Below are 22,226 nucleotides of genomic sequence, written 5' to 3' on the forward strand. Positions count from 1 at the left end.
ACATTCGCGCCATGCGGCCAAAAGAAACGACGGTTCTGAACGTTCGCAACCTCCGCATTGAGCGATGTGAGACCGTTATTCTGAATGACGTCTCGTGGCGCGTGAAGCGGGGTGAACACTGGGCCATTCTTGGACCAAACGGTTCGGGCAAGACTTCATTGCTCAACGCTTTGACAGCTTATCTCTCGCCCACCGCCGGGACAATCGAGGTGCTCGGCGAGCGGTACGGGGAAAGCGACTGGCGTGAGTTGCGGAAACGTATTGGACTGGTCAGTTCATCGGTTCGACAAATGATGGCGGATGATGAGCCGGCTCTGGAAACAGTCGTGAGCGGGAAGTACGCGATGATCGATTACCGGGGCGAGCCATCAACTGCCGATCGTAAGCACGCCACGCAAATCCTCAAGAGCATCGAATGCTCTCACATCGCGAGACGCCCGTGGCGCGTCCTGTCGCAAGGCGAGCGCCAGCGCGTCCTTATTGGCCGCGCGCTGATGGCGAATCCACCCTTGCTGATCCTCGACGAACCCTGCGCCGGGCTTGATCCGGTCGCACGCGAACATTTTCTGCAGTTTCTCCAAAAACTTGCTCGCCGCAAGAGCGGGCCGACGATCATCCTCGTCACGCATCACGTTGAGGAAATCATGCCTGCGTTGTCGCACGTCCTGCTGCTCAAAGCCGGTGGCGTCCTCGCACAGGGAACGAAGACGGAGGTCCTTACATCCGAGTCCCTAAGCCGTGCGTTCGGCTCGCGCGCCGGGTTGGCGCACAAGAATGGACGCTACACCATGTCTATCGCTACGAAGCCGCGCGGCGTTATGTAAATCCACTGTCGGTTCGCCTTCACTGTAAAGTCAGGTTCACGCGATTCGAACCCTGGAATGCCGCATCGACTGTCTTTGGAGCGGCGATTGTGATCCGCCCGACTTCAACCTTACCGCTCTGTAAGAGATAGGCCTGCACGGCTGCAGCACGTTCGTCCATGAGCTTCTTGAAATCGTCCGGCGTGATTTCGGCCAACTCCAGAAGTTTGGTTTCCATGTCAGCAGGACTGACCGGAGCTTTCGATTCGCCAGCGCTCTTGGTCTTGTGCAGCGGCTCGAAGTTCTGCCTGGTCGTCAAATGCGCCAGCACGGTTGACGCGCCGGAAGCAGAAGCCTTGCTGGAAACAAGGCCCATGGCTTCAGCGTAAGCCAGCTTCACCAAGCGCTCGCGGTCCTCGGGCATCAACCGCACGGAATCCACCGACGTCACCTTTTGCCCCGCGACCTGGAGTTCTTTGACGCGCAATTCGCCCAGTTTCCTCTCCAGCTTGCGTTTTGCCATGGCCTCGCGGTCTTTGCCGGGATCAGTCGAACCAGTGATGCCGAGCTTCAGCGCGGGTCGTTCGTAGAGCGCTGTTGCCAGCGTGTCAAGTTTGCTGACTTCGCCCGCGGTGAAGTCCGCTGTGCCGAGATCGAACGCGATGTGGTCGAGGTCTTCACCACCGCCGAAGACCGAGCCGAGCAAGGCAAACGGTTTGGTGATCGCCTTGGTGATCACGTTCATGAACACTTGCATGATGAGGGGACCAAGACGGAATTTCGGGTCGTCGATGCGTCCGCTAAGCGGCACGTCGAGCGCGATCACGCCGTGGCGATCCTGCAACAGCGCGATGCCGAGCTTTACAGGAAGCTTGATCGCGTCCGGGCTGCCGCTCGCCTCGCCGAGTTGCAATTGGTCCACGCGCACTTTGTTCTCCGCCTTCAATTCGCGCTGGGTGACGTAATAGTGCAGGTCAAGGGATAAGGCGCCTTTCTCCAGTGGATACCCCACATACTTCGCCGAGTAGCCGGACCCCGGTATCAAGGCGTCATCCTTCAGTGAAATTTCGAGATCGACAAATAAATCCGACGCCAGGGGGTTGATCTTGCCGCTAATCGAAAACGGCGCGTAATTGTTCACCTTGCCCTTGAAATCCACGGTAGCAACGGTGTTGAGGTCAGAAGTGAGTCCCTTCACGCTCCCGTTGAACTCTCCGATCGTCGATTCCACATGCGGCTCGACCGACTCATCAGTAAAGTGGAAGGACGCGTTATCGAGGGAGACCTCCCCAATCCTGATCTGGAATTTGTTGGTCTGGGTGCCGGCGGGTTTTGTTGGTTGGGGCGGGAGCGAAGTTGCCACTGCGGCAACGGTGGAGGTAGTGGGAGTCCCGGGCAATATCGTCACGCTGGTCTTGAGATCAGTCAACCGCACTTCCGCCACGTCAATACTCTTCGCGGCTGTGTCGAGCATCACACCGCTGACGGAAAGGTGAAGTTCGTCGACAACCGCGCGGGCGGGCTTTGGCTGCGCCACCTCTACCACTAGATTGGACAGATCCATCGTCATATTCGAGACGGCCATGCTGGCTTCCTCTCCGGTTACATCAATGCGGTAGTCCGTCTGCATGTCCATCTGCCCACTGAGGATCTGAACAGGCGCAACGTCTTCGACGTAGGGGGCATATCTTGAGATCTGGAAACCCGTGAGCTTGAATGTGCCAGCCGAATGCAAAGGTATCAGTGTGACATCACCCGACCACGCGAACGTCCGTCCATCCTCGGTGTTCACTACCACGGAATACGGGCTACCTTCCTTAGGTCGCGTGGTGAACTTTGTGAGGCTGACGTTGATCGGCCCCCACTGTCGATGAAATGGTTTCTTACGGTCCAGATCGGTGAACGAGAATTGGCCATCCTCCACCTTTAGTTCGTCGATCATTATGAGGGGCAATTGTTGACTGGGTTTGGGGCCGGTCTGAGGGCTGACTGCCGACGGCGCTGCGTTCGTCAGCAGATCGGCGAAGTTAAACGTGCCATCGATCAACCGAACGATGTTCGCCGACGGTTTCTTGACGCTGATCTCCTTGAAGACGAAGCCGCGCTTCAGCAGTGAAATGGACTGCAGATTCACATACAACTCGCCAAGCGAAACGAATTCATCGCCGTTCGGCTCCGTAAGGGAGAAGCCGCGCAGCGTAAACGAAAGCGTATAGGGGTTCAGTCTCACCTCTTGGACGGCGACGTGGCGATGCGTCAACGCAGGCAGCCGCTTGAGTATCTGTGACTTGATGATCGCCGGGATGACGAAGAAGCCGCTGACGGTGTAGAGCACGATGGCAACGCCCAAGCCGATCCCCCATTTTTTCACTTTCCAAGAGCGTTGCTTGGCCATGATTCGCACTACGAGTTCTTGGCGCGTTTCTCAATGGCAATATACTGGTTCTCGGTCGGACCGACGTAAACCTGGCGCGGGCGGTAGATGCGGGTGGTGGCTTCGTCCATGATTTCCTTGTAGTTCGCAATCCAACCCGGCATACGGCCGATGGCGAAAATCACGGTAAACATCTCAATCGGGATGCCAATCGCGCGCATGATGATTCCGCTGTAGAAGTCCACGTTTGGATACAGTTTGCGTTCGATAAAATAATCGTCGCTCAACGCCGCCGCCTCCAGCTTCTTCGCGATGTCCAGTAGCGGATCGTTGATGTGCAGGCCAGCCAGTATCCTGTCGCATTGTTCCTTGATGATCTTGGCGCGTGGATCATAGTTCTTATAAACGCGATGTCCGAAACCCATCAGCTTTCGGCCGCTCTTCTTGTCCTTGGCTGCCTCGATGAATTTCGAACCGTCGTCCCCTTCGCGGTGAATCTGTTCCAGCATCTCGATCACGGCCTGGTTCGCGCCGCCGTGCAGCGGTCCCCACAACGCACACACGCCGCCGGCCGCGCACGCGAAAAGGTTCGCGCGGCTGGAAGCAATCATGCGCACTGTCGACGTGGAACAATTCTGTTCGTGGTCCGCGTGCAGGAGGAAGATCAGGTCGAGCGCGCGTACGACCTCGTGTTTTAAGGCGTAATCTTCATACGGCTCGGAGAACATCATGTGCAGAAAATTGGCAGTGTATTTGTAAATTGGCTTTGGATAGATGATCGGCAGCCCATGCGATTTGCGGTAGGCAAACGCCGCGATGGTGCGGACCTTGGAAAGCAGGCGCGCGGACTGCAGTTCGAAGTTGCCTGGCTGATAACCTTCCATCAAACGCGGGTGAAAGCAGCTTGCAGCGTTGATCATCGAGGACAGGATCGCCATCGGGTGCGCGTTGGGGGGAAAACCCTCGAAATGAAACTTCATGTCCTCGTGCAGCATTTCGTTCTGCGTCAGCAAGTCGGAGAAACGGCGGAGTTCTATACTCGTCGGAAGGTGGCCGTAAATGAGCAAGTACGCGCTCTCAATGAAGGTGGACTTCTCGGCGAGTTCCTCGATGGGGATGCCGCGATAACGCAGGATCCCCTTCTCGCCGTCGATGAAGGTGATGGCGCTGCTACAGGAGCCTGTGTTCGAATACCCGTCGTCGAGCGTGATGCATCCGGACTCCTGGCGCAATTTCGAGATGTCAACGGCGTGCTCGTCTTCCGTGCCGACCACAATCGGGAGTTGATAAACCTTGCCGTCGATTTCCAATTTCGCCTGATCACTCATAAGACCTCTGGGTTGAAAGGCTACCTTCTTTTTACTGCGATTTGGTTCCCGTCGCCACAAGTTTTCGCAGGGAAGGAAAAAACCGGGGCCTTGAAACGGAGAGCGATCGAAGCGACGTCAGTGTGCGGTGTTCTTCTTCTCAAACACGTCCACACGGGCAGGCGGAATGTTGGCCCAGACGACGGTGGTCCGGCATCGCTTGAAATTGGCCAGGAAAGGATGAGGCGTCTTACGAAGATCGTACGTGTACTGCAGCAGTTTCCCGTGCTCGGGCAAAACGTGGTAGATCTCTTGCACGATGCTGACGACGACGTTTTCCGGTAGTGACCGCAGTGGCAGGCTGGACACGACATAACTGATTTCAAGCGCATCGTTGGGAAGCCAGGTCTTGAGAAGCAAACGAAGTTCGGTCGCATCACCCAAGGCAATGCTCAATGATGGAAAACGCCGCCTTAGCAATTTCACCATCGTTTCCGAGCGTTCCACGGGCAGGATGCGGTCCGCAGGAATTCCCCGTTTGAGCAGGGCATCGGTAATGGCACCCGTACCGGCCCCCAACTCGACGATATAACCCTTCGGCGACCGGGGAAGGAAACTGGCCATGCGGCGTGCCAGAAAACGGGAACTGGGCACGGCTGATCCGACGGGCCCCGGATTGTTGAGCAACTCACCCCCAAAGGTGAAAAGCGATGCGACGGCTTCTAATGCCATGGATTTTTGGGGCCGACCAGCAGCCCCGCCAACGCTGACGCCAGAGATTTTCCCGGTGTATTCGCCTGCCACGGCCCCCCTCCTTCGGGTTGACATGACTTGAAGTATCGGCCATTTCCCTGAAAAAAGCCATCTTCTTCTTCGAGGAGATTGCGCGGGGTGTCCAGAGATCAAGCCTTGCGTTTCGCCGTGGATTGCAAATCGTTGCGAAAAGCCTTATTCAATGGGCATGCCGTTCGCCTTGGGTCAACTAACGCTCGACTCGAATCTGTTTCTCTCGCCGCTGGCGGGTTACACCAACCTGCCCTTCCGCCTCATCATACGCGAAATTGGTGGTGTCGGGCTTTGCACCACCGACCTCGTCAACTCCCGTTCCTTGCTGGAGAAAAACCGCAAAGCGTTGCAACTCATCGCCACCCGCCCGGCGGATCGCCCTTTGGCCGTCCAGCTTTACGGCTCGCTACCCGAGGAAATGCGTGATGCGGCCGTGTTGCTCGAATCGCTTGGCGTGAGCTCGGTGGACATCAATATGGGCTGTCCCGTTCGCAAGATTTGCCGCACTGGCGGCGGCTCCAAGCTGATGAGCGATCACGCGAACGCCGCGCGACTCGTCAGCCTGATGGTGGGCGCGGTGAAGATCCCCATCACGTGCAAGATGCGACTTGGCTGGGACGACGAAAACCTGACCGCGCCCGATCTCGCGCGCGCGTTGGAGGATGTGGGTGTGGCCGCGATTGCTGTCCATGGCCGCACGCGGGAACAGGGGTTTAGCGGGTCGGTGAACCTCGCGGGTATTCGCGCCGTGGTCGAGGCGGTGCAACGCGTGCCCGTCATCGGCAACGGCGACATCACGACGCCGCAAACGGCGAAGATGATGTTCGAGGAAACCGGCTGCGCGGCGATCAGCATTGGGCGCGGCGCGTTCTATAACCCGTGGATTTTTCGTCACACCGCGCACTACCTAACGACGGGCGAACTGCCGCTTGAACAGAGTTTCGAAGAACGCGTTAACGTAATGAATCGTCATTTGGATTTGATGGTGGAAATCTTCGGTGAAAAAACGGGTTGCCTCATGTTCCGCAAGGTCGCGTTACAATACTCGCGGACCTTCGGCCCAACAAAGGAATTCCACAAGCTCGTCGTCCATCTGACCACCCGCGCCGATTTCGACAAAATCCTCGATGCTTATCGCATCTGGCGCATGCAGTTCCTCGACGCAGACGGCGACTTACTTCCACACTATGAACCACATCCGCTGGGCCTGGCCGCTGAACCCGCTCCCGCTGTCAAGGTGCCGGCGGGACCGAATGAATTGTGGTAGGTTGACAAAATGGAAACGTACCTGAAGGTATTCGCTGTCGTGTTCTTTCCGTTTGTGTTCTGGAAATTACTTGTTGCCCTCAAAACAGGTGTCATCCACTTCAAGGGTTACGCGAAGCCATTTGTTCGCACGGAGAACGCCCGTGATTTCTGGTTTACCTGGAGCTTCACGGTCTTCATCTTCCTGATGCTCCTTCTTGGATTCTCTTCTTTGTTTCGCTAAGAGAAGGGAGCGTGGCAATCTAACGCCGTTTCCGGCTCGGGCTGAAGGAATAGCCTTTCATCGTGCGGACGGCGCGGACGCTGCGGCGGTCTCCTGAGATTTGCTTTCCCTCGAAAAGCGGGGTCAGGACGTAGTCAAAGTTTTCCAGCTTGAGTTGCGGGATTTTCTGGCCGATGAAACGTTCGATGGCGCGGAGGTATTCGAGTTCCTCGATGGTCACGAGCGTGAACGCATCGCCCACCTTCTGGGCGCGACCCGTGCGGCCAATACGATGCACATAATCCTCGGGATGCTGCGGCACGTCGTAATTGATCACGTGCGTGACGCCTTCGACGTCGAGCCCGCGCGCGGCGATATCGGTCGCCACCATGACCTCGTACTTGCCGGACTTGAATCCTTCGAGCGCCTCGACGCGTTCGCGCTGTGTGCGGTTCGAATGTAACGCCGCCACCGAGTGCCGTTCGGACCGCAACCGCGTCGCGATCTTGTCGGCGCCGTGCTTGGTGCGCGAGAAAATCAGCACGCTGTCGAAATTCGTGCGCTGCAACAGCGCGGAGAGTAGTTGAAACTTCTGGCTGGTCGCCACCGGATAACAGGCATGCGTGACCGTTTCGGCGGGCGAACGGCTCGCACCGATCTCGATCTTCTCGGGATTGCGCAGCACCCATGCCGCGAGCTGTCCGATCTCCGGCGGAACGGTCGCTGAGAACAGCAGCGTTTGCCGTTGTCTCGGACAACGGTCGATAATCTTCCGCACGTCGGGCAGGAAACCCATGTCGAGCATGCGATCCACCTCGTCGAGCACCAACAAATTCACGTCATTCAAATGCAGCGAGCCCTGCCCCAATAAATCCAGCAGCCGCCCCGGTGTCGCAACCACTATGTCCACACCGCGCTGCAATTCCTGTTTCTGGTTGCCGTAACCGACCCCGCCGAAGATGACCGCCGTTTTCATATTGGTGAAGCGGCCGTACTCGTGAAAGGCGCTCTCGACCTGTGCGGCCAATTCGCGCGTCGGTTCGAGCACGAGGCAACGGCATTTGCCGTGCGTTTTGAGCAGCGTCAGGATCGGCAGGGCAAATGCGGCGGTTTTACCAGTGCCGGTTTGCGCCGCGCCGATAAGATCTTTGCCCGCCAGGATGACCGGAATGGCGCGAAGTTGGATCGGTGTCGGTTGCACGTAACCCGCGGCCTGCACGCCCTGCACGATTTCATCAGAAAGTCCAAGTTGTTTGAAAGGCATGACCTATGGTAGGTGTGACTCGTCGCTTTCACAAGACATGATTTCGAGCGCGGGCTCTGGTTCTCGACCTCGCGAGCCACATCACACGGCGACAGCAACCCTGTTCACCGCGCCGCGAAGTTCATCCAGTGAGAATGGCTTGGGAAGCCAACAGCTGGCCTGCGTGCCAAGGGCTTTCTGCGCGCCCACGACATCTCCGGTCAGGAAAATGAAATGAGACGCGGTCTCTGGATTGGTGGTCTTCAGTTGTTGGTAGAAATCCAACCCATTCAGGCCCGGCATTTTCCAGTCACAGAGGATCAGGTCGTAGCGCGCGCTCCGGGTCTTGCGCAACGCGGCTTCCCCATCGGACGCCGTATCCACGTCGTACTGCTCGGCCACCAGCACGTCCGATATCAGGTCGCGCAATGCTTCTTCGTCATCGACAACCAGCACGCGTTTGCCCGAGTTCCCGGGCGCCGACGATACGATGGCAACCGTTTCCGATGTTTCGACGCCGGACGGTCCCGCGTTCTCTGCGACAGGGAGGTCGACAACAAACGTGGCTCCCTGGCCCAGGGTGCTGCTCACTCGGAGTGCGCCACCATGTTCCGTGACGATGCCATAGCACAGGCTCAGGCCGAGCCCTGTACCTTTGCCCGGTTCCTTGGTCGTAAAAAATGGGGTGAAAATCTTTTCCATGTTTTCCGGGGAGATTCCCGGCCCGTTATCTGCAAATGAAACGCCAGCCCGACCATCGAGGACCCGGGTCGAAATGCGCAGTATTCCGTTGGAAGCATGCGACTCCATCGCCTGTCGTGAGTTGTTGATGATGTTGACGAAGACCTGCTGGAGTTGATGGGAATCACCGACCACATCGTGTGAAGATCCATCCAGATCGGTGACAACCTCGATATTACCGGTATGCAACTGGTATTGAAGGATCTCCAGTGCAGAGCGCACGAGATCGTCCAGGTTGATTCGCTTCCGCTCCGGCGTACTTTGTCGCGCGAAGCTGAGCAGGTTTTGAACGATCTTGTGGCAGCGCTGTGATTCCCGCAAGACGCGATCCAGGTAGTGACTGTGTTTCCCACCCTCCATCACGCCGGGACGCTGCAGCATCTGGGCGAACCCGTACACGGAAGCCAGCGGGTTATTTAGTTCGTGTGCGACCCCCGCCACGAACTCGCCGATCACGGATAGTTTCTCGCTTTGCGTCAACTGCGCCTTGGTGTTCTTCAGGTTCTCAACGGTTTTCTCCAATTCGTCCAGGGATGTCTTCAGGTTGCCGGTCATTTGATTGAATGCTACGGCGAGTTCGCCACATTCGTCGCGCGTCTCGATGTCCACACGCTGTGAGAAATCGCCACGACCCACCCGCTCGGCCATCTCACGCAACTGGCGCAGGGGACGGGTGATGCGTCCAATCAACACCCAGACAACGGCAGTGCTCAACGCGATTACCAGGACTCCCAACAGCAAGAGTACGCGCTGCGTTGCGCGCAGGGCTGCCAGGGGTTGCTCGTAGGAAGAGTAAAGGACGTAGCCGAGCCGTTCGTCACCACTGAGGGAGGGGAACCGGCCCGCCATGGCGAGGTAATGCTCGCCGCCAAGGAGGACCTCTTGTGGCGTGCCCGCAATCGGAAAATGATTGCCGAGCGTCGCGACGAATTGGTCGTGTATTGGGAGATTGGAAAGCGTGGACGCGGCCACGCGCCCGTGCGTGAATAACGCGATTTCGCTGTGTGTGAGTTGTTGGAAATCGTGGGCCACTGCGTCACCAATTTCTGTCCCGATGGTCAGCACACCTACGAGGTGGTCACTAACGCTTATGGGAACCGAAACAACGTCGAACAACCTTGCGCTCACGCTGATGGTATCCACGTTCGGCTGGCCTTCCAGCGCTTTGCGGATGGATGAGGACGCGGTCGATTCAAATTCCGTTAAATTCAATTCCGGGTCGCGATGGACACTGGCGAGAGGACGACCGTTCGCCGAGGTGTAGGTGATCATATCCGCGTCGACTTCGCCGACCAACTCGTTGAGTTGGTGAAGCATTGTCTTGGGCTCGCCAAGCTGCGACGCCGCTTCGATGCGCGGTTCGTTGACGATATTGCTGAAACGCATCAGCAGATGCTTGGCACGAATCCTTTGCGAATTTGAAAAAACCGCGCGGGCAGTCGCAAGGCGTCGCCCAGCCTCGGCCTGGACCTGGGCGGTCATGCGGTGGTTGGCAATGCACAGCAGGCTGACGACAAGCACCACCATAATGGTGACAACGGGAAAGAGCACCTTTGCCTTAACCGTGAATCGTCGTTGTGATGGCCTGCTGTTCATGGATCAGTATTCTGGCAGGCCGGTAATGCCGAGAGTCAGATCGACTCTGACCTCCCCTTTTTCAGGGACCGTGACTTCCCTCGTCGTGGCGGGCAGGCGTTCATGCCAGGCTTTTAGTTTGTAGGTTCCCGCGGGTACGTTTGGAATCGTGAAGCGGCCGTTCGCGTCCGTCATTGCGAAATAAGGATTTTCAAATATCAGGATGATGCAGTGCATCGTCGAGTGGATGGAACAGAACACGTCAACACGACCGGGCTTGTCGAAGGTCACTTGCTTGACCTTGTCTTTATAAAGACCCAGATCGAATGGTTTCGCCTCCGAAATTGAAAAAGCATTGTGGAAGATCTCGTCGTGATTCGGCCAATCCACCGTGGTACCCACCAGAACGGGCAAAATGTGCGGCGAAAATGCCGCGTCTTTCTGCACGACTACATGCAACGGCGCAGCTGGCGGGGCCATCTTCTCCAAAAATGTTTGGTCGATTGACACGACAAAATCATGGAACTGGCTATAGTCAACGCGTTCCGCGAATTTGAACTTGTGGCTTGCGTACTTCCCGCCCGCCACATCCTCATCCGCGCCCTCCTTGCCATGCGCGCTCACGGTCCCGGTGATCGTCCCCGCGTCCACCCCGGCCGTCGTCACCAGCCAACCCAGAAACAGTATCTGGTATGTTTTCATGCCTAGAATCGGTAGGCTAGTTCGATGTCGAACAGGTCTTCATGGTCGCGCGTTTCACCGTTCGACTGCTCGCCGCGCTCGAGGCTGTAATCGGCTTTCAAAACAAGGTTGGGGCTGAAGCGATAGCCCGTGCCCAGGGTCAGACGCCAGAGGTTCTTGCTGAGAGCGCTGCCGTAATTTTGAAAGCTGCCATCGCCAATCAGGAGGAAGCCGTCGTTGGCCATGATCTGGCTGAACCGTGCCGCCGCGAACAGCTTCTTGGTCACGTCGTATTGGCCTTCCACGAAGTAGTAGTACACATCGCGATTGTTGTTCGCGGCAGTGTCGTTGTCCCCATAATGCAGGTATCCACCGGCCGCCTTGATTTGGCCGCGCCCCAGTCGCAGTTGGACATCGCCTTCGGCCAGTTCCGAATGGAACAGGGTGGTGCTCGGCGATCCAATGGAACTGAGATAGGCATTTCCGAACCACAGCGCGGCGATTCCGTCCTGCTGGACGTTGATGTTCCCCGTGCGCATCGCGCTGGCGCTGAGCCGCAGCCAGTGGGTGGGACTGTAGCCCAATCGGCCTGCGATGCTTTTGTCGGCATTGAAATCGTCCACGTTGACTCCGCCGTTTTGCACGGCGAGCACATAATCGAATTTTCCGAGGCAGCCGTACACTTCGAGACCTTGATCGACGCCCCAAATATCGCTGAGAGAATGCGCGATCAGTGGATTGTCGATGGCATAGCGTGTCTGGTATTCTTCGCCAAACGGAATATTGAAACGGCCCACCCGGATGTTTAGCATGCGATCCTGGTTCCACAGCCGCGACACATTTTCGAAATCGACGTACAGTTCCTCGACGCTGACGTTCACGCCCGGGTTCTCGCGGGTCGCGAGGTCCAATTCCGTGAAGAAATACGTGTCGTCCCAAACCTGGGCGTCGAGAAACAGTCTTGCTTCGTCAATGCGAAACTCTGCATTGGGAAATTGGCCCTGGGAGCCTGATTCGAAAAACGCGAGTCCGCCCTCGCCGCTCAGGACGATCTTGCCGAATGAGAAAGGCTTGGCTGCCGGAGTCGCGACGGCGGGTGGCGTGGCGAGTTCCGACTGTAGTTCGCTCGCGCGCGCCTGGCTCGCGGTGTCCACTTCGGACACTTTTCGCGACAATGAATCGATCATTTGCTGTTGCCGGTTGAGCTGCTCTTGAAGCTGCTGGTTCTGTTGCTGCAAGACGCGCAGTTGTTCCCGAACGTCGTTTGTGTCGTCGCCACGGCAGGTAATGCCAGTCATTGTGACGATGGCAACAACGCAAGCGCATAGTTCGGCCTGCGCCAGAAATTTGCGGACGCCACCCATATACACATAAATTAGCACCCGACGTGCCGCAGGCTGCGTTGCCGAGTTCTGGTGCCGATAAACGGCCAGATTTGTACATTTTTGTACGAAGAAATGGGGGTTGATTGGCGCGACAGATTGCCGTATAAGCGGGGCGCTTTATGAGGCATACCCTTTCAGTCTTGGTCGAGAATAAATTCGGCGTGTTGACCCGCATCTCGGGGCTGTTCAGCGGCCGCGGGTTCAACATCGACACACTCAACGTCGCCCCGACGCAGGACCCGACGCAGTCCCGCATGACCATCGTGGTGAAAGGCGACGATACCGTGCTCGAGCAGGTCACCAAACAACTCAACAAACTCGTCGACGTCATCAAGGTCCAGGATTTCCCGGAAGGCGAGTACGTCGACCGCGAACTCGTCCTCATCAAGGTCAACGCGGACAACAAGACGCGTTCCGAGCTGATGCAGATTTGCGACATTTTCCGCGCGAAGATCGTCGACGTGGCCCATAAGGCCCTGACCATCGAGATCACGGGCAACGAATCAAAGATCACCAAATTTTTGGAATTGATGGAACCGTTCGGCGTCCGCGACATCACGCGCACCGGCAAAGTGGCGATGGCGCGAAAGTGACGCCGCGCAGCGGTGTCATCCTGAGCGAGACGAAGGATCTCAAACACACGTAAGGAAAAATCATGGCAGCTAAAATCTATCACGACAAAGATGCAGACCTGAAATACCTCAAGGGCAAAACCTGCGCCGTCATCGGCTACGGCTCGCAAGGCCACGCCCACTCGCTCAACCTAAAGGATAGCGGCGTGAAAGTTGTTGTGGGCCTCTACGAGGGCAGCAAGTCGGCTGCGGTCGCCAAAAGCCAGGGTATCGAGGTCCTTTCCGTCGCCGACGCCGCGAAGGCAGCCGACGTTATCATGATCACGATCCCCGACACGCGCCACGGCGAGACGTACCGCCGTGAGATCGCGCCGCACCTGAAAAAAGGCAAGGCGCTCGGCGTCGCGCACGGTTTCTCGCTGCATTTCGGCCAGATCGTTCCGCCCGAGGATGTCGATGTGTTTCTCGTCGCCCCGAAAGGGCCTGGCCACCTCGTCCGCCGCATGTATACCGAAGGCAAAGGCGTTCCTTCGCTCGTCGCGATCCATCAGGACGCTACCGGCAAGGCCAAGCAGGTCGCGCTCGCGTGGGCCAAGGGTATCGGTGCGACTCGCGCCGCGGTCTTCGAAACCACCATCCGCGAAGAAACCGAGACCGATCTTTTCGGCGAACAGGCCGTCCTCTGCGGCGGTTGCTCGGAATTGATCCTCGCGGGCTTCGAGACGCTCGTCGAAGCCGGTTACGCTCCCGAGATGGCGTATTTTGAATGTCTGCATGAAATGAAACTCATCGTCGATCTCATCTACGAAGCGGGCATCAGCGGCATGCGCTTCTCGATCAGCGACACCGCGAAGTACGGCGATATCACCCGCGGCAAACGCATCATCACTGACGAGACCCGTGCCGAGATGAAGAAAATTCTCGGCGAGATCCAAAGCGGTGTCTTCGCCAAGGAATGGATCACCGAGAACCAGGCGGGCCGCCCCGTTTACAACGCGTTGATGAAGCGCGGCGCCGATCATCCCATCGAGAAACTCGGCGAACAGATCCGCGCCAACTTCCCGTGGATGAAGAAACGCAAACTCAGCGGCGCCCAGGCCGCTTATTGAGGAGGTCAGCATGCGCAGTCGAGTCAATATCATTGCGGTGGCCATTGTCCTCGCGATTCTCAGCTTCTGCTACGCGCGCTACGATTATTCCAACAAGAACAGCGCGACGCTGTCGAACCCGTTCGACAATCATCAAAGCACGGTCGTCACCAATCCTTTCATGGACAAGTCGTTCTTTGGCGATTGGATGAAACACGAGATGACCTTCGCGATCATCGTGCCCATCGCCTTCATCGCTGTCGGCCTCGGCGTTGCCATCGGAAAGAAGTAGTGGTGTCGAGGATCGGAGCGGCCGATGCGCAAGGTCAACACGAAGGACATCCAGGAGTACTCTTGGTCTTCCCCCAAGGGTAAATTCGCCGGCGCGGGGAAAGGCCTTTCGGAAGAACTGGGCCGCAATCCGAAATCGACCGACCTGATGAAGCGGCATCCGTTTGATGTCGAGATCCTCCGCATCCCTGCCGGCCAGACTCCCTACCCCTATCATTCTCACAGCGCGCAATGGGAGTTTTACCACGTCATTTCCGGCAAAGGTGTTGTCCGCCACAAAGACGGCAATACCGACATCGAAACCGGCGACGCCTTCCTCTTCCAGCCGGGCGAAGCGCACCAACTGATCAACAACAGCTCCGTCGATCTCGTCATCTACGTCGTCGCCGACAATCCCATCGGTGAATCCTGTCACTATCCCGACAGCGACAAATGGGCGGTTCGTTCCCCATCTACCAGGCTCATCCGCTCCGAAGCCCTCGATTATTACGACGGCGAAGAATAGACAGGCGTATTTTCCCGGCAAGACGCCGGACCTCATCTTCGTAATACCTTGTCATTCGGCATGTTAACTGGGGGGTTCGTTTCGTAATTTGTGTATTTTATGGCCCAATCCCCCCCTTTTTCTGATCTTCCGCTCTGCGCTCACCGCTTTCCTTCTTCGCCTATGTCAAAGAACCGCGCTGACCATACCCACCCCACCACACCATGTCCAGCAAAATTATTAGATTACGATATCCAGCAGTTGTCATCATTACTGTGAGGCGCAGATCGCCTGTACGAGATTGCTTTTGTCCAGCTATTGCTTACAATCCAAACCTTAGGCGTATGCAGTTTGACTCGCTCCTCTAACGAAAGGTATGCGACATGTTTTGCCCTCATTGCGGCATTAAAATCCAATTAGAGAATGCGAATTTTTGCTCAATCTGTGGCTTCGACTTGTCTGCAGCTCCCAAAGGTGATCTATCGAAGCCAGTACCAATCGTGCATCCGCCTTCCGACGATCAGCTATCTCCCGCTCCTACAACACAACCTGGTTTGTCAATTGCGTCTACACCTCCCGCAACCGATCTCAAGGTTAAACAGCCGAAGAAATGGGGTTGGGGTTGGTACATTGCAGCGGGGATATTTTGGGTTGGAAGCAGCAATTCCTATAAAGATTATGGGCTTTTTTGCGGTACTGAATTTGTAAATTCTCTTCAACTACTGGGCTTGGCCCTTCTCGTGCCACTGTATTTTTGGCTTCGGAACAAACTTCTAATGCGTAAAATCACCAATCAAGGCGTTCGCTCTTTTGTGTCGGGTCTCATCGCTTGGTTTGTAGCCGGGTTTCTGGTAGCCGCGATTGCAGACATCAAGATCCGAACAGATGCAAAACAATTAAATCAAGATACAAGATCAATTCTGATCAGACTCGCGCCGCAGTTAGAACAGTTCAAAAAACAAGACACTGATTTGTGGGCGGCATATACTCCGGAACCAACTAACAGGAATCAGATTCAAACGAACATCTCTATTGTAAACGAGTCTTTGTCGGCCAATGAAGCTAAGTATGTAGATGTCGCAAACTCTCTTCATACAATGTCCTCTCTGGTCGAAAAAAAGCTGAAAGAATGCCCAGCCATTGAAAAACAATCTAACGGACAGTATTCCAAATTCGCTGGTCAACTCGAAACCATTGCTACAAAAGCCGACCGTCTCGGGCGACTGAATCAGGACTTGCTAACCAATCTCCTGAAGTACAATCAGGGCTTAATGCAAGGCGATCCCTCAGCAAGTACTTATTTGAACGCCGCTCAATTGACAAGGGCAGAGGTGGGTTCAGCTGATCACGAGTATCAATCCCTATTCGAGGAGATTTGGGGGCCGCCACCTAAATGACTATAACACCGAAAATTTGCACGACACGGTGCGTGTGTTGAACACTGAGATTTTATCTAAATCCCGGTGGTGCCCTAATTTGAACCGAGAGAATCGAAATCGCTAATCATTTGAGCGGACAACTTTTTCATAAGCTCGACGTCTTTCGCTTCAATCGCTTTCCCCATTTTCCCCCTCGCCATAAGGTAATCGAAGACCGGGTTTAGCGCGTGATTGATGCAACTTGCAACGTGTATTTCTTTTCGAGTTGCTTGCGTTTCATCAGGAATCATTTGAATCCGATACCCGGCCCCCGGAACTTTCACAATTTCAATCTTGCATGTAATCATATTGAACCTCACTTCTGCACTTTGCGTGCAGTAGTCTACCATGCTACGGTGGTGTCGTCACGTGGGGTCGGCGGGAGGTAGTCCGCTAATTTGAAAATCGGCAGATGCGTAGTAAACTACACGCATGATCAATCCTGCAATCGTCAAGGAAGGCCTTCACGTGAAGGTTGGACCGCTCAATGATGCCCTATCAGAAGGCGTTCCTCACGAATGCCAGGCGCTTATCAAGTACCGTAGAGCCGGTGCGATTGGGAAGGTCGCATATATACCGCTACGCCAAGGCCCAATTGCTATATTTTCCGTGGTACAACACGATGCGCCGACAGAAAATATCAGGGCTGTATATCATTGCGATGAATTGGAAGAACTCCTAGTAAGCAAGGGGACTTCAAATTAGGGGACTACCTAAAACCCTCCCGCTTGACTTCCGGCCCGTCCCCTGCTACACATACCCACGTAAATGAACAAGAACCTCGGTCTATCACTGGCTCTGCTGGCTCTCCGATTCGCGTCGGAGACGGTGGGCTGAGGTCTTTAGACAGAACTTCGAACCCATCCCGACGCGAGCGTCGGGGTGGGTTTTTTATTTTCCTCCCCCGCCGTTTGCGTTAGAAAGGTACCGTCATGAGTGAGCACATATTGATATTCGACACCACGTTGCGCGACGGCGAGCAATGCCCCGGCGCGTCGATGAACATTCGCGAGAAACTCGAGGTCGCGCGGCAGCTCGCGCGCTTGCGGGTGGACATCATCGAGGCGGGCTTCCCCATCGCCAGCGACGGCGATTTCGAGGCCGTGAAAGCCATCGCCAGCGAGGTCCAAGGTCCGCGCATCGCCGGCTTGGCGCGTTGTGTCGATAAGGACATCGACCGCGCCGCCGAAGCCGTGAAACCGGCGGGCGACCGCGCCCGCATTCACGTATTCCTCGCCACCAGCGCCATCCATCGCGAATTCAAACTCAAGATGGCCCAAGACGAAATCCTCAAGCGCGCCGTGGAAGGTGTGAAACGCGCGCTCAGTCACTGTAAAGACGTGGAATTTTCACCCGAAGACGCGTCCCGCACGGAGCCCGAGTTCTTGGCCGAAGTGACCCAAGCCGTCATCGCGGCGGGCGCCAGAACGGTCAACATCCCCGACACCGTCGGCTACGCCGCGCCGCACCAGTTCGGTGCGCTCATCAAGCACCTCTACGATCACGTCCCCAACATCAAGAACGCCATCATCAGCGTCCATTGCCACAACGACCTCGGCCTCGCCGTCGCCAACTCGCTCGCCGCGATCCAGAACGGCGCGCGTCAAATCGAGTGCACGATCAACGGTATCGGCGAACGCGCGGGCAACGCCTCGCTCGAAGAAATCGTTATGGCCCTCAAGGTGCGCCACGACGCGTTCAGCGGCTATCAGACGAACGTCGACAGCTCGCAGATCTATCGCAGCAGCCGTCTCGTCTCGCATATGACCGGCATGGTCGTGCAGCGCAATAAGGCCATCGTCGGCGACAACGCGTTCGCCCACGAAGCCGGCATCCACCAGCACGGCATGATGGCCAACCGCGAGACCTACGAAATCATGCGCGCCGAGGACGTGGGCCGCTCCAGCGAACTCACCTGGGGCAAGCACATGGGCCATCACGCGGTCAGCAAAAAGCTCGAAGAGATGGGCTACAAACTCAGCGAAGAGGAAGTCCGCCGCATCACCGACCAGATCAAGACGCTCGCCGACAAGAAGAAGCAGGTGTACGACGAAGACGTCACGGCTATCGTCGAAGGCCAGTTTACCGAAGTGCCGCAGGTCTGGAAACTGGGCTACCTCAGCGTCATGACCGGTGAAATCCCGACCGCCTCGTTGCGCCTCATCCGCGCCGACAAACAGGAACCGATTGCCGACGCCGGCACCGGCGACGGCCCGATCGACGCGATGCTCAAGACCATCGACCGCATCACCGGCCTCAAAGGCAGTCTCAGTGATTACAGCGTCAACAGCGTCACCCGCGGCAAGGACGCCATCGGCGAGGTTACCGTACGCGTTCACTTCAACGGTGATGCCGGCCGCGTTGTCACCGGCAAAGGCTCTTCAACCGACATCATCGAAGCCAGCGCCCTCGCCTACTTGAATGCCCTCAACCGCTACCTTTTCGAGCAACGCCGCACCGCCGAAACTGAAAAGCCGACGCTGTGAAAGAGAGGACGTACAATTAATGAAACCAGTCCTCTTACTAGACTTATCGACTCTTCAGAACTTGGTGCATGAAGAAGCGCAGCGATTGCAGCATCACTTCTTTCTCAATGTGCCTCCCGTATTGTTTCTGGAAACTCTCGCAGACTTGGAGCGGCCAGATAAGGCTTCGCCTCATAGACAAGACCAGGTAAAGGCTTGGACTTCCCGAATGCTTTTACCTGGTGTTCTCTTTAATATGGACCACAGACATCTTTGCCGGATAGAGCTTCTAGGCGCTGAATTTGAAATGGGCGGCAGCGCAATCCCCGAGCCACCTAAGCGCAAGCGATTGCCTAATGGGGAAATTTTGAATTTTCATGATGTGACCTGGCAGAATCGAGCGCTGATAAGATGGCTTGAAGGTCGGTTTGCCGACGAGGACCGTTCCATAGCCGAAGATTGGCGTAAACATTCGTGCGTGATCGACGTACAGAAATATGAAGGCCGTCTTGCTAAAGAGTATGTGATCGTACGTCGTGTTAGTGATGTAAGAGATGTTGTCTCTGCAGTTGAAGACATACTATCAAATCCTAACATGCAGGATTTTTGCCTGGAATGGCTTATGGAAGAGTTTTCCTTCAGACAAAGCGTACGCGACGCAATTTATACCGGATGGCGAATGCGGCCATCCACCTACCTCAAGGACTTTGCGCCCTACGCTCATTATTGTGTCAAGGTTAGTCTTGCTTTCGCCTTTGGTCTTGTTCGAGGTCAGATCGCTTCGTTACCGGAAAAGAAAAGTCGCGTGGATTTAGAGTACTGCTACTACCTGCCCTTTTGCATGGCATTTGCTTCCACTGATCGGTTCCACAAGAATCTTGCACCACCACTATTGCGAGAAAACCAAGACTTCATTGAGGGAAACGTGCTAAAGGCAGATTTGAAACACCTCAATGAAGAGTGGCAAAGTTTAACACCGGAGCAGAAGCGTCAACGTGATGTCGAGTACGGGGACTATCCAGTTGAGAACTCCGACTCAGTGATTTGGAAGATTTGGCGTAAACAGGCTGGACCTCGCACGTCTGACTACGGGAATCGAGCTCCTCTTATGACAAAGGAGAAGAGTGACGAGCTCGTAAGACACATTAACTCTACAATCGATGCTACGGACCAAAGGCAAACCGGGATGGAGCTTGTAGAATTAAATGAGGGTGCCGCAACAGTTAAAACAATAATCAGCTTGATGGTCCCGCGCAGTGAGATGATCGAACACTTCCCTAATTTTGAACAAACACAACACCAGGCGGCCGAAACGGAAAATGAACCCCGCAAAAAACCATCCCGCCAGTAATCGTTCGCGGACGGCCCGCGCGGCAAAGAAAGACGCTTGGGTCAGAGCCGCCGCCTACGGCTGCGACATGAACCTGCTGGAAGCCAGCCTTCGTCGTACGCCAGCCGAAAGAATCCGCGTTCATCAGGACGCACTCGACCGTATCGCGGAATTGCGGGATGCGGCCAAGCAGGTTTTTGCCAGAGCGGCAAAGCTTGGGCTATGATTGTATCGGACGAACTGGTCGAAAGCCTTACTCACAATGGCTTCGCCGTGGTCCCGACCGTCCTTGATGCAAAGGTCGTGAACGATTTGCTCGCGCTCATGCAGGATGCCCAATTGGGTGGCGGTCGCCGTAATGTGCTGGCGGACTTTGCTGAAGTACAATCTGCGGCGCATTCACCTGAGGTTCGTTCCATCGTTGAATCCATCCTGGGCCCGGATGCGTTTGCGGTGCGTGGGCTGTTCTTCGACAAGAATCCGCAGGCAAATTGGATGGTTGGGTGGCATCAAGACCGCACTATTGCGGTGCGCGAGCGACACGAAACGCCCGGCTTCACACTGTGGACTATCAAATCTGGCGTCCACCACGTCCAACCGCCGGTTTCTATTTTGAAAGAAATGCTCACGATACGTTTGCACTTGGACGAAACCGACGAATCGAACGGGCCACTTCGTGTTATTCCGGGTTCGCACCATGCTGGCCTTATTCCCGAAGAAGATGCCGAAATTTGGGTCAATCGATGCAATCCTGTGATATGTTCAGTCGAACGCGGCGGCGCCGTCGTGATGCGGCCGCTGCTTCTACACGCCTCTTCAAAGGCCACAAACCCGTCACACCGCCGCGTCCTGCATATCGAGTTTGCCTCCCAACCCCTGCCCGGCAAACTCAACTGGGCGTTTAAAGCCTAGTCCGACGTTGCGGGGAAAACCCTGCGGATGCGTTGCGTGGAATGATCCCGGTCCCTATCCAGCGTGGGCCGCTTTGACCAGCGCAGCCACCCGACGGGGATCGACGGGATGGAAGAGTTTGCCGCCCTTCTTCACTGATGTACCGACAATGACTCCATCGGCGTGGCGAAGAAACTCGCGGACGTTGCCGAGGGTGATGCCGCTGCCGAGCAGAATCTTCGCGTTCGGGCAGGTACGGCGCACCCGTTGGACGTCGGTAATGTCCGCCGCGACACCGGTGCCCGTTCCCGAAATAATGAGCGCGTCGGCCAGGCCGCGTTCCAGCGTATCGCGCGCTGAGTCTTCGATCTCGAAGTTCCCGAGCGGTACCGCGTGCTTCACGTGCACGTCGGCAAAAATGGACACCGCCGGGCAAATCCGTTCGCGGTAGCGGACCGTTTCGTACGCGTTGCCTTCGATGATGCCCTGATCGGTAAGCATCGCGCCGGTGTGGACGTTGACGCGGATGAAGCTGCCGCCGCACGCCGCACATAGCGCCAGCGCGGCGCGGGCATCGTTGCGGAGAACATTAAAGCCCAGCGGCAAGCGGGTTATGGCATGTATCGAGGAGCCCGCCGCCGACATCGCGGCAATCGTCTCGGGATCGACACTGGCCTTGGTGAATGGCGCATCGCCGAAGTTCTCGACGATAATCGCATCCACCCCGCCGCGTTCATAGGCCCGTGCGTCAACGAGGGCATGGTCGATGACCGACTTGAGGTTGCCGCCCCATTTGGGGGAGCCGGGGAGGGGTTGAAGATGGATTACGCCGATGACAAATCTACGTTTGGGACGAAAGGGCACGCTCATTTTTGCGCGAGTGTGTCAAAAATGAGCGCGAAATGGCAGGCTTTTTTGCAAAACCGAGAGCGTCGCGCAAGACGCTCGATTTAAACCGTAAAATGTCTAGTCAACGAGGACGCGGTGTCCGTGGAACTCCCCTTCCAGGCGCACTTTACGTGAATTGATGAGGTCAGCCACGATGTACGCGCCAAGCTGCTCATCACGTGTTAGTTCGTTGACTGTGGAGATCAACTCCGCCAGGGTCGGAGCGCTCTTACGGGTGGACTTGCTTCCATTCTGTTTCATGGGTGGTGTCTTTAGCAGGCGACGTGCCACATCCGTAGCGGGCTTGGTGGCTTGACTCGGGGGGGTATTTTTGGAATGGTGTGCCGCTGCACCACGGCTGGGGATGTAGCTCAATTGGTAGAGCGCCTCGTTCGCAACGAGGAGGTCAGGGGTTCGAATCCCCTCATCTCCACCA

Annotated in this window: 22 protein-coding genes and 1 tRNA gene; 13 read left to right on the top strand and 10 right to left on the bottom strand. The window is 56.2% G+C overall.

Features of this window, described 5'->3' with window-relative positions:
• The first annotated feature begins 11 nt into the window (after positions 1-11).
• The gene (locus VNL17_05705; GenBank protein ID HXI83569.1) at positions 12-824 is read left to right on the top strand and encodes an ABC transporter ATP-binding protein; all 813 of its coding nucleotides are present in this window, start codon (positions 12-14) and stop codon (positions 822-824) included.
• Between the two features lie 19 nt (positions 825-843).
• Here VNL17_05705 and VNL17_05710 read toward each other — a convergent pair whose 3' ends face one another.
• The 3 genes from VNL17_05710 to VNL17_05720 form a co-directional block, all read right to left on the bottom strand.
• On the bottom strand, positions 844-3,198 hold the full coding sequence (locus VNL17_05710; GenBank protein ID HXI83570.1) for a DUF748 domain-containing protein: 2,355 nt from the start codon (positions 3,196-3,198) through the stop codon (positions 844-846).
• Positions 3,199-3,206: 8 nt separating this feature from the next.
• The gene (locus VNL17_05715; protein HXI83571.1) at positions 3,207-4,505 is read right to left on the bottom strand and encodes a citrate synthase; all 1,299 of its coding nucleotides are present in this window, start codon (positions 4,503-4,505) and stop codon (positions 3,207-3,209) included.
• 117 nt (positions 4,506-4,622) lie between these two features.
• The gene (locus VNL17_05720) at positions 4,623-5,288 is read right to left on the bottom strand and encodes a methyltransferase domain-containing protein (GenBank protein ID HXI83572.1); all 666 of its coding nucleotides are present in this window, start codon (positions 5,286-5,288) and stop codon (positions 4,623-4,625) included.
• A 151-nt stretch (positions 5,289-5,439) separates the two neighbouring features.
• Here VNL17_05720 and dusB point away from each other — a divergent pair, with 151 nt between their 5' ends.
• Both dusB and VNL17_05730 read left to right on the top strand, forming a co-directional pair.
• Complete coding sequence (gene dusB / locus VNL17_05725; protein ID HXI83573.1) at positions 5,440-6,537, top strand: tRNA dihydrouridine synthase DusB; 1,098 nt, start codon at positions 5,440-5,442, stop codon at positions 6,535-6,537.
• A 9-nt stretch (positions 6,538-6,546) separates the two neighbouring features.
• Entirely contained in the window at positions 6,547-6,759 is a 213-nt protein-coding gene (locus VNL17_05730; GenBank protein HXI83574.1) for a hypothetical protein, read from the top strand.
• 19 nt (positions 6,760-6,778) lie between these two features.
• On the opposite strand, the gene VNL17_05735 is transcribed toward VNL17_05730, so the two are convergent.
• The 4 genes from VNL17_05735 to VNL17_05750 all read right to left on the bottom strand — a co-directional run bounded on the left by VNL17_05735 (position 6,779) and on the right by VNL17_05750 (position 12,276).
• The gene (locus VNL17_05735; GenBank protein ID HXI83575.1) at positions 6,779-8,002 is read right to left on the bottom strand and encodes a DEAD/DEAH box helicase; all 1,224 of its coding nucleotides are present in this window, start codon (positions 8,000-8,002) and stop codon (positions 6,779-6,781) included.
• Between the two features lie 81 nt (positions 8,003-8,083).
• Positions 8,084-10,318 (bottom strand): ATP-binding protein, encoded by a 2,235-nt coding sequence (locus tag VNL17_05740; protein ID HXI83576.1) that lies wholly within the window; start codon positions 10,316-10,318, stop codon positions 8,084-8,086.
• A gap of 3 nt (positions 10,319-10,321) precedes the next feature.
• Entirely contained in the window at positions 10,322-10,999 is a 678-nt protein-coding gene (locus tag VNL17_05745) for a carboxypeptidase regulatory-like domain-containing protein (GenBank protein ID HXI83577.1), read from the bottom strand.
• A gap of 2 nt (positions 11,000-11,001) precedes the next feature.
• A complete protein-coding gene (locus tag VNL17_05750; protein ID HXI83578.1) occupies positions 11,002-12,276 on the bottom strand; it encodes a hypothetical protein in 1,275 nt (424 codons plus the stop codon).
• A 206-nt stretch (positions 12,277-12,482) separates the two neighbouring features.
• Between VNL17_05750 and ilvN the strand changes: the two genes are divergently transcribed.
• From ilvN to VNL17_05775, 5 genes are all read left to right on the top strand, one after another.
• A complete protein-coding gene (gene ilvN, locus VNL17_05755; protein ID HXI83579.1) occupies positions 12,483-12,956 on the top strand; it encodes an acetolactate synthase small subunit in 474 nt (157 codons plus the stop codon).
• Between the two features lie 62 nt (positions 12,957-13,018).
• Positions 13,019-14,044 (top strand): ketol-acid reductoisomerase, encoded by a 1,026-nt coding sequence (gene ilvC / locus VNL17_05760; protein HXI83580.1) that lies wholly within the window; start codon positions 13,019-13,021, stop codon positions 14,042-14,044.
• Positions 14,045-14,054: 10 nt separating this feature from the next.
• Positions 14,055-14,315 carry a hypothetical protein gene (locus VNL17_05765; protein ID HXI83581.1) on the top strand — a complete coding sequence of 87 codons (261 nt, stop codon included), beginning with the start codon at positions 14,055-14,057 and terminating at the stop codon, positions 14,313-14,315.
• 24 nt (positions 14,316-14,339) lie between these two features.
• Positions 14,340-14,819 (top strand): cupin domain-containing protein, encoded by a 480-nt coding sequence (locus VNL17_05770; GenBank protein HXI83582.1) that lies wholly within the window; start codon positions 14,340-14,342, stop codon positions 14,817-14,819.
• A 362-nt stretch (positions 14,820-15,181) separates the two neighbouring features.
• Entirely contained in the window at positions 15,182-16,195 is a 1,014-nt protein-coding gene (locus VNL17_05775; protein HXI83583.1) for a zinc ribbon domain-containing protein, read from the top strand.
• A gap of 74 nt (positions 16,196-16,269) precedes the next feature.
• On the opposite strand, the gene VNL17_05780 is transcribed toward VNL17_05775, so the two are convergent.
• Positions 16,270-16,524, bottom strand: a complete 255-nt coding sequence (locus VNL17_05780; GenBank protein ID HXI83584.1) for a hypothetical protein — start codon at positions 16,522-16,524, stop codon at positions 16,270-16,272.
• A gap of 624 nt (positions 16,525-17,148) precedes the next feature.
• Between VNL17_05780 and VNL17_05785 the strand changes: the two genes are divergently transcribed.
• From VNL17_05785 to VNL17_05800, 4 genes are read left to right on the top strand one after another with little or no spacing between them, the layout of a single operon-like run.
• Complete coding sequence (locus VNL17_05785) at positions 17,149-18,702, top strand: 2-isopropylmalate synthase (GenBank protein ID HXI83585.1); 1,554 nt, start codon at positions 17,149-17,151, stop codon at positions 18,700-18,702.
• Positions 18,703-18,721: 19 nt separating this feature from the next.
• A complete protein-coding gene (locus VNL17_05790) occupies positions 18,722-20,032 on the top strand; it encodes a hypothetical protein (GenBank protein ID HXI83586.1) in 1,311 nt (436 codons plus the stop codon).
• Entirely contained in the window at positions 20,001-20,237 is a 237-nt protein-coding gene (locus VNL17_05795) for a hypothetical protein (GenBank protein ID HXI83587.1), read from the top strand. The genes VNL17_05790 and VNL17_05795 overlap by 32 nt, the downstream gene beginning before the upstream one ends.
• 47 nt (positions 20,238-20,284) lie before the next feature.
• The gene (locus VNL17_05800) at positions 20,285-20,923 is read left to right on the top strand and encodes a phytanoyl-CoA dioxygenase family protein (GenBank protein ID HXI83588.1); all 639 of its coding nucleotides are present in this window, start codon (positions 20,285-20,287) and stop codon (positions 20,921-20,923) included.
• A 54-nt stretch (positions 20,924-20,977) separates the two neighbouring features.
• Here VNL17_05800 and VNL17_05805 read toward each other — a convergent pair whose 3' ends face one another.
• Together VNL17_05805 and VNL17_05810 are read right to left on the bottom strand one after the other, a co-directional pair.
• The gene (locus VNL17_05805) at positions 20,978-21,772 is read right to left on the bottom strand and encodes a BtpA/SgcQ family protein (GenBank protein ID HXI83589.1); all 795 of its coding nucleotides are present in this window, start codon (positions 21,770-21,772) and stop codon (positions 20,978-20,980) included.
• Positions 21,773-21,868: 96 nt separating this feature from the next.
• Positions 21,869-22,051: a hypothetical protein gene (locus tag VNL17_05810; GenBank protein HXI83590.1), complete on the bottom strand. Its 183-nt coding sequence runs from the start codon at positions 22,049-22,051 to the stop codon at positions 21,869-21,871.
• Positions 22,052-22,150: 99 nt separating this feature from the next.
• Here VNL17_05810 and VNL17_05815 point away from each other — a divergent pair.
• A tRNA-Ala gene (locus VNL17_05815) sits at positions 22,151-22,226 on the top strand.

The sequence above is a fragment of the Verrucomicrobiia bacterium genome, from assembly GCA_035577545.1.
In the GTDB taxonomy this organism is placed as follows: domain Bacteria; phylum Verrucomicrobiota; class Verrucomicrobiia; order Palsa-1439; family Palsa-1439; genus Palsa-1439.

Coding starts and splice junctions, on each gene's coding strand:
- VNL17_05705 (HXI83569.1), top strand. CDS start 12: ATGCGGCCAAAAGAAACGACGGTTCTGAACGTTCGCAACCTCCGCATT.
- VNL17_05710 (HXI83570.1), bottom strand. CDS start 3,198: ATGGCCAAGCAACGCTCTTGGAAAGTGAAAAAATGGGGGATCGGCTTG.
- VNL17_05715 (HXI83571.1), bottom strand. CDS start 4,505: ATGAGTGATCAGGCGAAATTGGAAATCGACGGCAAGGTTTATCAACTC.
- dusB (HXI83573.1), top strand. CDS start 5,440: ATGGGCATGCCGTTCGCCTTGGGTCAACTAACGCTCGACTCGAATCTG.
- VNL17_05730 (HXI83574.1), top strand. CDS start 6,547: ATGGAAACGTACCTGAAGGTATTCGCTGTCGTGTTCTTTCCGTTTGTG.
- VNL17_05735 (HXI83575.1), bottom strand. CDS start 8,002: ATGCCTTTCAAACAACTTGGACTTTCTGATGAAATCGTGCAGGGCGTG.
- VNL17_05740 (HXI83576.1), bottom strand. CDS start 10,318: ATGAACAGCAGGCCATCACAACGACGATTCACGGTTAAGGCAAAGGTG.
- VNL17_05745 (HXI83577.1), bottom strand. CDS start 10,999: ATGAAAACATACCAGATACTGTTTCTGGGTTGGCTGGTGACGACGGCC.
- VNL17_05750 (HXI83578.1), bottom strand. CDS start 12,276: ATGACTGGCATTACCTGCCGTGGCGACGACACAAACGACGTTCGGGAA.
- ilvN (HXI83579.1), top strand. CDS start 12,483: ATGAGGCATACCCTTTCAGTCTTGGTCGAGAATAAATTCGGCGTGTTG.
- ilvC (HXI83580.1), top strand. CDS start 13,019: ATGGCAGCTAAAATCTATCACGACAAAGATGCAGACCTGAAATACCTC.
- VNL17_05765 (HXI83581.1), top strand. CDS start 14,055: ATGCGCAGTCGAGTCAATATCATTGCGGTGGCCATTGTCCTCGCGATT.
- VNL17_05770 (HXI83582.1), top strand. CDS start 14,340: ATGCGCAAGGTCAACACGAAGGACATCCAGGAGTACTCTTGGTCTTCC.
- VNL17_05775 (HXI83583.1), top strand. CDS start 15,182: ATGTTTTGCCCTCATTGCGGCATTAAAATCCAATTAGAGAATGCGAAT.
- VNL17_05780 (HXI83584.1), bottom strand. CDS start 16,524: ATGATTACATGCAAGATTGAAATTGTGAAAGTTCCGGGGGCCGGGTAT.
- VNL17_05785 (HXI83585.1), top strand. CDS start 17,149: ATGAGTGAGCACATATTGATATTCGACACCACGTTGCGCGACGGCGAG.
- VNL17_05790 (HXI83586.1), top strand. CDS start 18,722: ATGAAACCAGTCCTCTTACTAGACTTATCGACTCTTCAGAACTTGGTG.
- VNL17_05795 (HXI83587.1), top strand. CDS start 20,001: ATGAACCCCGCAAAAAACCATCCCGCCAGTAATCGTTCGCGGACGGCC.
- VNL17_05805 (HXI83589.1), bottom strand. CDS start 21,772: ATGAGCGTGCCCTTTCGTCCCAAACGTAGATTTGTCATCGGCGTAATC.
- VNL17_05810 (HXI83590.1), bottom strand. CDS start 22,051: ATGAAACAGAATGGAAGCAAGTCCACCCGTAAGAGCGCTCCGACCCTG.